We start from the raw sequence: 9,187 nt of genomic DNA on the forward strand, positions 1-9,187 counted from the left end.
GTGTATATTAACCTACATTTTTACGCGCATTACGGAACATACGCATCCATGGGCTATCCTCTTTCCACTCATCTGGGTGCCAAGAGTTAGCAACAGTACGAAATACACGCTCTGGATGTGGCATCATTACAGTTGCACGGCCATCTGTTGATGTAATACCTGTGATACCTTCTGGCGAGCCGTTCGGGTTCGCTGGATATTGCGTTGTAGGGTTGCCGTAGTTATCAACAAATTTAACCGCTACAGTACCACTTGCAAGCGCTGCTTTTGTTGCTGCGTCGTTTGCAAACTCTGCATGGCCTTCACCATGAGATACCGCAATTGGCATCCGCGAGCCCGCCATACCATTAAAGAATACCGATGGATTCTCTTGTATTTCAACTAAGCTAAAGCGTGCTTCAAAACGCTCTGACTTGTTCGTTACAAAGCGTGGCCAATGCTCAGTACCTGGGATCAACTCTTTTAATGTTGATAGCATTTGACAACCGTTACATACCCCTAAGCTAAAGGTATCTTCACGATGGAAAAAGCTTTGGAATTGATCGCGTGCCATGTCATTAAACAGTATTGACTTAGCCCAACCTTCACCCGCACCTAATACGTCACCGTAAGAGAAGCCACCACACGCCACTAAGCCTTTAAATTGCTCAAGTGTTAAGCGCCCTTCTAAAATGTCGCTCATGTGCACATCAACCGCTGCAAAGCCCGCACGGTTAAATGCAGCTGCCATTTCTAAATGAGAGTTTACACCTTGCTCACGTAAAATAGCCATTTGCGGTTTAGCACCAGTTGCAATATATGGAGCTGCAACATCTTCATTTAAATCAAAGTTAAGTTTTACATTTAAGCCAGGATCTTTTGCGTCAAACTTAGCGTCAAACTCTTGCTTAGCACAATCTGGGTTATCACGACGCGCTTGCATTTGATACGTTGTTTCGGCCCAAATTGTACGAAGTTCAGTACGCGTATGATTAAGTACTGTTTGCTCACCACGATTAAACACGATGTTATCGTCGTTATTTAGCGAGCCAATCACATGACTAATTGCGGCAACTCCATGCTGCTCAAATACCGAATTTACAGCCTCTAAATCGCTATTCGCTACTTGAATTACAGCACCTAGCTCTTCGTTATAAAGCGCTTCAATATCAGAGCCGGTCAAAGTCGCTAAATCAACGGTAACACCGGTGTGACCGGTAAACGCCATTTCAGCGATAGTGGTAAATAAACCACCGTCTGAACGGTCATGGTACGCAAGCAACTTGCTATCAGCGACTAGCGCTTGCATTGCGTTGTAAAAACCTTTTAGTAGCTCTGGGCTATCTACATCAGGTGTTGTATCACCTAATTGCTTATAAACCTGAGCAAGGCTTGATGCGCCCAGTCGGTTTTTGCCCGCGCCTAAGTCAACTAAAATAAGCGATGTATCGCCTTTATCTGTTCGTAACTGTGGGGTCACTGTTTTACGTACGTCTTCAACACGACCAAACGCAGTGATAATAAGCGATAACGGTGATGTTACAGATTGCTCTGTAGCATCATCTTCGTTCTTCCATGTCGTTTTCATCGACATAGAATCTTTACCTACAGGAATTGTTAACCCAAGTCCCGGACATAACTCTTCACCCACCGCTTTCACCGCTTCGTATAAACCGGCATCTTCTCCTGGGTGTCCCGCTGCGGCCATCCAGTTTGCAGATAACTTAATATTTTCAAGAGAGCCAATGTTTGCACAGGCAATATTCGTTAACGATTCTGCCACTGCTAAACGCGCTGAAGCGCCATAGTTAAGTAGTGCTGCAGGCGTACGTTCACCCAGTGACATTGCTTCACCATGGTAAGTGTCATACGTTGCTGCGGTTACTGCACAGTTAGCAACTGGTACTTGCCATGGGCCTACCATTTGATCGCGTGATACTAAACCTGTTACCGAGCGATCGCCAATAGTAATGAGGAAGGTTTTTTCTGCAATGGTTGGTAAACGTAATAAACGTTCTGCAGCATCAGCAGGATTAATTGCCTCTACATTTAATGCAGTGCCTACTACTTGTTGCGAAGTAACATCACGATGCATTTTAGGTGCTTTACCTAGTAATACATCCAGTGGTAAATCTACAGGGCTGTTATCAAAATGACTATCGGCAACCGTTAAATGACGCTCTTCTGTCGCTTCACCAATAACTGCATATTGTGCGCGCTCACGCTTACAAATTGCTTCAAAGCGTGCAAAATCTTCAACGCCCACAGCAAGCACATAGCGCTCTTGCGATTCATTACACCAAATTTCGTGTGGTGCCATGCCCGGCTCATCATTAGGGATATCGCGCAGCTGGAATTTACCACCACGGCCACCATCATCTACAAGCTCAGGGAATGCATTTGATAAACCACCGGCGCCCACATCGTGTATAAACGCAATAGGGTTTGCATCACCTAGCTGCCAACATTTGTCGATCACTTCTTGACAACGACGTTCCATTTCTGGGTTTTCACGTTGAACAGAAGCAAAGTCTAAATCTTCGTTTGATTGACCCGATGCCATGCTAGATGCAGCACCACCGCCTAAACCAATGTTCATTGCAGGGCCGCCAAGCGCAATCAATTTTGCGCCTACTGGAATATCGCCTTTTTGAACATGATCAGCACGAATATTACCTAGACCACCGGCAAGCATAATTGGCTTGTGGTAACCACGTACCTCTTCACCATTGTGACTCGTTACTTTTTCTTCGTAAGTACGGAAATAACCTAAAAGGTTAGGACGTCCAAACTCGTTATTAAACGCAGCACCACCTAATGGGCCTTCAGTCATAATATCTAGGGCATTAACAATACGGCCAGGCTTACCAAAATCACTTTCCCAAGGCTGTTCAAAACCAGGAATACGTAAATTAGATACAGTAAAGCCCACTAAACCCGCTTTTGGTTTTGAACCACGACCAGTTGCGCCCTCATCGCGAATCTCACCGCCCGACCCAGTTGCCGCACCAGAGAAAGGAGCAATAGCCGTTGGGTGGTTATGGGTTTCAACCTTCATTAATATTTCAATGTCTTCTTGGTGATACGCATATTCACCTTGTGCATTCGGGAAGAAGCGACCCGCCTTTGAGCCTTTCATTACGGCTGCATTATCTTTATAAGCAGATAATACATTTTCAGGATTATGCTCAAAGGTGTTTTTAATCATTTTGAACAACGACTTTGGCTGTTCAATGCCATCAATAGTCCAATCAGCATTAAATATTTTATGACGACAATGCTCTGAGTTCGCTTGAGCAAACATAAACAGTTCAATATCGTTGGGGTTACGCCCTAACTTAATAAAGTTTTCAACTAAATAATCAATTTCATCATCAGCAAGCGCAAACCCTTGCTCTATATTTGCTGTGGCTAATGCTTCACGGCCGCCACCTAAAATATCAACTGATGACATTGGACGAGGTGCATCGCTGCGAAATAACTGCGCGGCATCTTCTAATTTACTGTGAGTAGCTTCAGTCATGCGGTCATGAAGAAGTGCTGCAACTTGTGCTAACTGTTCTGCACTTAAATCACCTTCAACATAGTAAGCAATACCGCGCTCTACGCGATGAACTTGTTTAAGCCCACAGTTATGAGCAATATCAGTCGCTTTTGAAGCCCATGGCGAAATTGTACCAGGACGAGGCGTTACTAATACCAACTGACCTGCTGGCGCATGCTCAGCAATTGTTGGGCCGTAGGTTAATAACTTTTCAAGTTTGGTGTGCTCATCAGTGTTTAATGGCGATGTTAAATCGGCAAAGTGAGCGTATTCGGCATATACATTGGTGACAGGAAGTTGCGATTGTTGGCAACGCGCTAAAATTTTATTAACTCTGAACTCTGAAAGTGCTGGTGCACCACGAAGGATCAACATAAGTAATTTCACCCGGGGTTAGGGATTGAACGATATTTTAGGCGCGTATTATAGTCCAAATTACTCTCAGATTTAACTCAAAAATGCGCTTTTCATTAAATTAACTTTTTCTTTTTGTTTACACCTATTTTTTACTCACTGCGATTAAACGATAAGTGACGTAATCAGTAAGTTTTGTTATAACAGGAGATACGATGCTAAAGAGGCGAATATGTTGAAGATAAAGCTAATAACAATCATTACGTTAGTCATCCTTTTGTGTGCCTGTAACACACAAGAGCAGTCAACACAGCTCGCCCAAATTAAATCAGAAAATAAAATTCGCGTTGGTACACTTGCCAGTGCAAGTAATTATTATCAAGCTGTTCAAGGAGAACAAGGCTTTGAATTTGAACTCTCTCAAGCATTCGCCGACTACCTTGGGGTAGAGCTTGAAATTGTGCCCTTTTTTAATTTATCCGATATGTTTGCGCGCTTAGATAGTGGCGATCTCGATTTAATTGCCTCTGGGCTTACTTTTAACAAGGCGCGCGCCAAACGTTACCGCTATGGCCCAACTTACAGAACGATAAGTCAAAAATTAGTTTTTAAACAAGGGCGTGAACGCCCTCGTGATTTTGATGATTTAACCGGAAACTTCACCGTTATCGCTAAAAGTAGTCATTCATTAACATTAGAAGAAATAAAACAAACCAACCCAAAGTTAAGCTGGAATGAAACCGAAGAGTTTGATGAAGAAGAATTACTGCAAGCAGTTATTGACGGCGAAATAGATTACACCTTAGCGGATTCACATACTTTAGCGCTATTTCGTCGCTATCACCCTAATTTAAGTATTGGCTTTTCAGTTACCCGAAATGATTCAATTGCATGGATACTAAGAAAGTCGAATGATGATTCCCTATACGCATTATTAGTTCCCTTTTTTGGTGAAGCAAAACAAAATAATCAACTTTATGTGCTCGAAGAAAAATACTTCGGTCATGTCCGCCAATTTAATTACGTTAATACCTTGGCCTATATAGACGCAATTAAAGAAACACTGCCTAAATATCAACCTTGGTTTATGCAATATGCAGGTAGCCTAGATTGGCGCTTACTGGCGGCATTAAGTTATCAAGAGTCGATGTGGAACCCGCGTGCTAAGTCACCAACCGGTGTGCGTGGTATTATGATGCTAACAAGACGTACAGCAAAACAAGTCGGTGTAACAAACCGCTTAGAACCAGAGCAAAATATACGCGGTGGTGCACAATACTTAGCAAAGTTAATTAAACGCGTCCCGGATCGAATCCCTCAACCGGATCGTACTTGGCTTGCACTTGCCGCCTATAATGTAGGTTGGGGACACGTTAACGATGCCCGTATTATTACCGAGCAACAGGGAGCTAGCCCTGATAAATGGGCTGACGTTAAAAAGCGCTTACCATTGTTAATAAAAAAACGTCACTATCGTAATACCCGTTATGGCTATGCTCGCGGTGATGTAGCAGTGACCTATGTTGATAATATACGTCGCTATTACGATGCGCTTGTTTGGCTTGATGAAAATAATGCAATGGCGCCGATTACCTCAACAAATGAAACAGAAGAGAAAATCGTTAAACCAGATGATTCAGAGCAACGTAAAAGTAATTCCGCTGAGGAAAAAAAATAAATACGCTGCTTAGTAATTAACTGAACATCAGAAAATCAAATAGTTGTTTACTTGTAATCAATTATTCAATAATCTGGCTTAATTGTATAAAATTTTGTGTCATTACCAAGCACATAAGGATAAGTCATGCTTAAACGTAGACGTACACATCAACTTAAACGTTGTATAAAGCACTCAACCGCCACTCGTCGTCGAGTGATGTTAAGAAATTTACATAAAAAAATAATTTGGCGCCGCCGTATGTTTGCTATGCAGCAAATGGCTGAATTAGACGCCTTAATAGCAGCTGCTGACTAATCGCTGTTACTATTACGAGCGGCTTGCTTTGCCGCCTTTATTTGTGCTCGGCGACGCTTAAAAAAACTAGAAATAGTCTCTGCACATTGTGTTTCTAATACCCCACCCGTTATTTCTACCTGATGGTTTAAACGAGGTTCTTGCAAAAGGTTCATAATTGAACCAGCTGAACCCGTTTTAGCATCGGCTGCACCAAATACTAAGCGTTTAATTCGGCTATGTACTAATAAACCTGCGCACATTGAGCATGGCTCTAGCGTGACGTAAAGAGTACAGTCAATTAAGCGATAATTATTAAGTACTTTTCCTGCTTCACGTACCGCTATCATCTCAGCATGAGCCGATGGGTCGTTATCAGTAATTGAACGATTATAGCCTGCGCTAATAAGCTGATTATCTTTAACAATTATAGCCCCTACCGGGATCTCATCTAGCTGCTCCGCTTGTTTTGCATACACAAGCGCTTGTTCCATCCAATATTGGTCGTCAAATGGCTCTATCATTATTATTACTTAACTATTTTTTATGCCGTAATTATACCAACTTAGCGCAATAAAATGCGTCATTGATCACTTTATTGCAAAAATAAAACAAATTTAAGTGGTTTGTCATGGCTCATAAGGCAGGATTTACGCTATAATCTCACGCTTTTTTTATTTAGCTCACAACACGGGTAGCAAATGAAATTTCCTGGACGCCGCAGGCATAAACATTATTTTCCAGTGGAAGCCAAAGATCCACTGACCAATCAACTTAACGCCACTGAGCGATTACACCGCAGCTATATTACGGGGATCGATCAAATCGTTGTTGATATAGAAGCTAAGGTTGACCAAGCTTTTCTCGATGAATTTCAATTGCGCCGAGGGATGTCGCAAGTTATAGATAATGACATCACCAATGCTTTATACGATCGCTTAAAACTAAACGACATGGTCGATTACGAATTCGCAGGCGGAACCGTTGGCAACACGATGCACAACTATTCCGTACTTGCTGATGACCGTTCGGTGCTATTAGGTGTAATGAGTGAAAACATAAAAATAGGCAGTTATGCTTATCGCTTTTTATGTAATAACTCAAGTCGCGTAGACTTAGACTACTTACAGCCTGTAGATGGTCCTATAGGCCGCTGTTTCACATTGATTGATGAAACGGGTGAACGCACCTTTGCCATTAGTGCTGGCCTAATGAATTATCTAAAGCCTGAGTCAATTGATAAAGAGCTAATCGAAGGCTCATCGGCATTAGTGATTAGCGCTTATTTAATGCGTACTCAAGGTGATGAAACCATGACCGAAGCGACCATGCAAGCAATCAAGTATGCTAACGATGCAGATGTACCGGTTGTATTAACACTCGGTACTAAGTTTCTTATCGAGCAGGATCCGACATGGTGGGCTAACTTTGTAGAAAAGCATGTTGATATCCTTGCTATGAACGAAGAAGAAGGCCAAGCAATTACTGGATTTGAAGATCCATTACTAGCTGCCGACAAAGCATTAGACTGGGTTGATTTAGTAATTTGTACTGCCGGTGAAAAAGGCTTATTTATGGCCGGTTTTGTTGATGACAGTTTCAAACGCGAAACAGAGTATCCACTTTTGCCTGGTGCTATCCCTGACTTTAATCGTTATGAGTTTTCACGTGCAATGCGTAAAGTTGACTGTGAAAACCCAATAAAGGCATATAGTCATACTGCTCCGTTTATGGGCGGGCCTGACTCGATTAAAAATACCAACGGCGCTGGTGATTGTGCTTTAGCCGCTGTATTGCATGACTTATCAGCGAATGTTTATCATAAGTTGAACGTTGCTAATTCAGCAAAACATCAGCAACAAGCGATTACCTACTCTTCGCTCGCTCAAATTAGTAAATACGCCAACCGTGCAAGTTACGAAGTGCTGGTTCAGCATTCTCCACGCTTATCACGTGGCTTACCAGAGCGCGAAGATTGTTTAGAGCAAGTGTATTGGGATCAATAAAATCCCAATGCACTCAGCGTATTTAAAATATCGATATATCAAGCTTTTTAGATAGCAGCTCTAATGCTGCTATTCCTGCGACTGAATTACCAAAAGAGTTTAATCCTGGGGAATACACTGCCACAGTAAATCTATTCGGTAACACCGCCAATATAGTGCCAGAAACACCTGATTTGCCCGGCATTCCTACTCGATAACCAAAATCACCCGCCGCATCATATAAACCACTGGTAAATAACAACGAGTTTAGTTGCTTATTTTGACGGCTAGAAAGTACTCGTTTAGAAGAACTGTAATCTATCCCTTTATTAGCTAAAAAGTTGTAAGCCTTAGCAAGTTCAATACAATTAAGTTCTATGGCACAAAAATTAAAGTATGACCAAAGCACATCATCCACTTCATTCTCAAAGTTACCGAATGATTTCATTAAATGTGCCATTGCCGCATTTCGATGCCTAAACTCATACTCTGAATTAGCCACTTGTTTATCTATTACGATACTTCGATTACCAGATAAATCGCGGAATGTTTCCAGCATAGAGTGCATGGGCGCAGATAAACGACTATATAGCGCATCACAGGTAACTATGGCACCCGCATTAATGAACGGATTACGTGGTATGCCTTTTTCAAACTCAAGCTGTGTCAGTGAATTAAACGCTGTTCCTGAGGGCTCTTTACCCACTCTACTCCATAATTCATCGCCATAACGTTGCAACGCTAATGTCAGAGTCATTACTTTAGAAACTGATTGGATCGTAAAACGCTGTTCACAATCACCCGCGCAAAATATCTCCCCCTCAGTGGTGTAAATGGCAATAGAAAACTGCTCAAGATCAACTTCAGCAAGAGCAGGGATATAATTAGCAACCTTACCTTGGCTCAATAAAGGTTTAACCTCTTGAGTTATCTCATTTAGCACTCGTTGATAATCACTGGTTGGCAATAGACACCTCAATAATATGCAAAGTTAAAATCAAATTTTAACACGTAGGATCTATAACTGCATGAGAATGTTAAGTCTATAAGTTATTAGTAATCTGATAGGAAGCATATACATGATGAGATTGGCTGGCAGTCTCTTTTTTTAAGATATTGCGTAATTCATCTTCAAATTTAAAACAATAAAAAACCAGCATTTTGCTGTAACGTGGTTCTGTTATTTGGAGCCAGTGCGCTAATTTATAGCGACAATACAATAGAACATCCCACTTTTTTGTTTAGATCCAAGCTGTTTTGTTTGATGTATAGGAATACGAATGCCATGGAGCACAAGATATGCAAGAGCGGCCACTACTAAGTTCCATATACAGTCTTGGCTTGATGTTTTGTATCCGTCCGGTGATCACC

The 9,187-nt window shown here is 41.9% G+C and carries 6 protein-coding genes; 3 read left to right on the top strand and 3 right to left on the bottom strand.

Annotated elements, in window-relative coordinates; genetic code table 11:
* Positions 1 to 7 precede the first annotated feature (7 nt).
* Complete coding sequence (purL, locus tag CWC14_RS09355; RefSeq protein WP_138562547.1) at positions 8 to 3,898, bottom strand: phosphoribosylformylglycinamidine synthase; 3,891 nt, start codon at positions 3,896 to 3,898, stop codon at positions 8 to 10.
* A 211-nt stretch (positions 3,899 to 4,109) separates the two neighbouring features.
* Between purL and mltF the strand changes: the two genes are divergently transcribed.
* Both mltF and CWC14_RS19155 read left to right on the top strand, forming a co-directional pair.
* Positions 4,110 to 5,555, top strand: a complete 1,446-nt coding sequence (mltF, locus tag CWC14_RS09360) for a membrane-bound lytic murein transglycosylase MltF (protein WP_138562549.1) — start codon at positions 4,110 to 4,112, stop codon at positions 5,553 to 5,555.
* Between the two features lie 126 nt (positions 5,556 to 5,681).
* Positions 5,682 to 5,852, top strand: a complete 171-nt coding sequence (locus CWC14_RS19155) for a hypothetical protein (protein WP_008468235.1) — start codon at positions 5,682 to 5,684, stop codon at positions 5,850 to 5,852.
* On the opposite strand, the gene tadA is transcribed toward CWC14_RS19155, so the two are convergent.
* Positions 5,849 to 6,355, bottom strand: a complete 507-nt coding sequence (gene tadA, locus CWC14_RS09365; protein ID WP_024601836.1) for a tRNA adenosine(34) deaminase TadA — start codon at positions 6,353 to 6,355, stop codon at positions 5,849 to 5,851. The genes CWC14_RS19155 and tadA overlap by 4 nt on opposite strands.
* Before the next feature lie 177 nt (positions 6,356 to 6,532).
* Between tadA and CWC14_RS09370 the strand changes: the two genes are divergently transcribed.
* Positions 6,533 to 7,837: an inosine/guanosine kinase gene (locus tag CWC14_RS09370; RefSeq protein WP_013464270.1), complete on the top strand. Its 1,305-nt coding sequence runs from the start codon at positions 6,533 to 6,535 to the stop codon at positions 7,835 to 7,837.
* A gap of 22 nt (positions 7,838 to 7,859) precedes the next feature.
* Here CWC14_RS09370 and glsB read toward each other — a convergent pair whose 3' ends face one another.
* The gene (gene glsB, locus CWC14_RS09375; RefSeq protein WP_138562551.1) at positions 7,860 to 8,783 is read right to left on the bottom strand and encodes a glutaminase B; all 924 of its coding nucleotides are present in this window, start codon (positions 8,781 to 8,783) and stop codon (positions 7,860 to 7,862) included.
* Positions 8,784 to 9,187: the final 404 nt, after the last annotated feature.

Source organism: Pseudoalteromonas sp. S3260 (genome assembly GCF_005886925.1).
GTDB lineage: Bacteria > Pseudomonadota > Gammaproteobacteria > Enterobacterales > Alteromonadaceae > Pseudoalteromonas > Pseudoalteromonas tetraodonis.

Coding starts and splice junctions, on each gene's coding strand:
- tadA (WP_024601836.1), bottom strand. CDS start 6,355: ATGATAGAGCCATTTGACGACCAATATTGGATGGAACAAGCGCTTGTG.
- CWC14_RS09370 (WP_013464270.1), top strand. CDS start 6,533: ATGAAATTTCCTGGACGCCGCAGGCATAAACATTATTTTCCAGTGGAA.
- CWC14_RS19155 (WP_008468235.1), top strand. CDS start 5,682: ATGCTTAAACGTAGACGTACACATCAACTTAAACGTTGTATAAAGCAC.
- purL (WP_138562547.1), bottom strand. CDS start 3,898: ATGTTGATCCTTCGTGGTGCACCAGCACTTTCAGAGTTCAGAGTTAAT.
- mltF (WP_138562549.1), top strand. CDS start 4,110: ATGTTGAAGATAAAGCTAATAACAATCATTACGTTAGTCATCCTTTTG.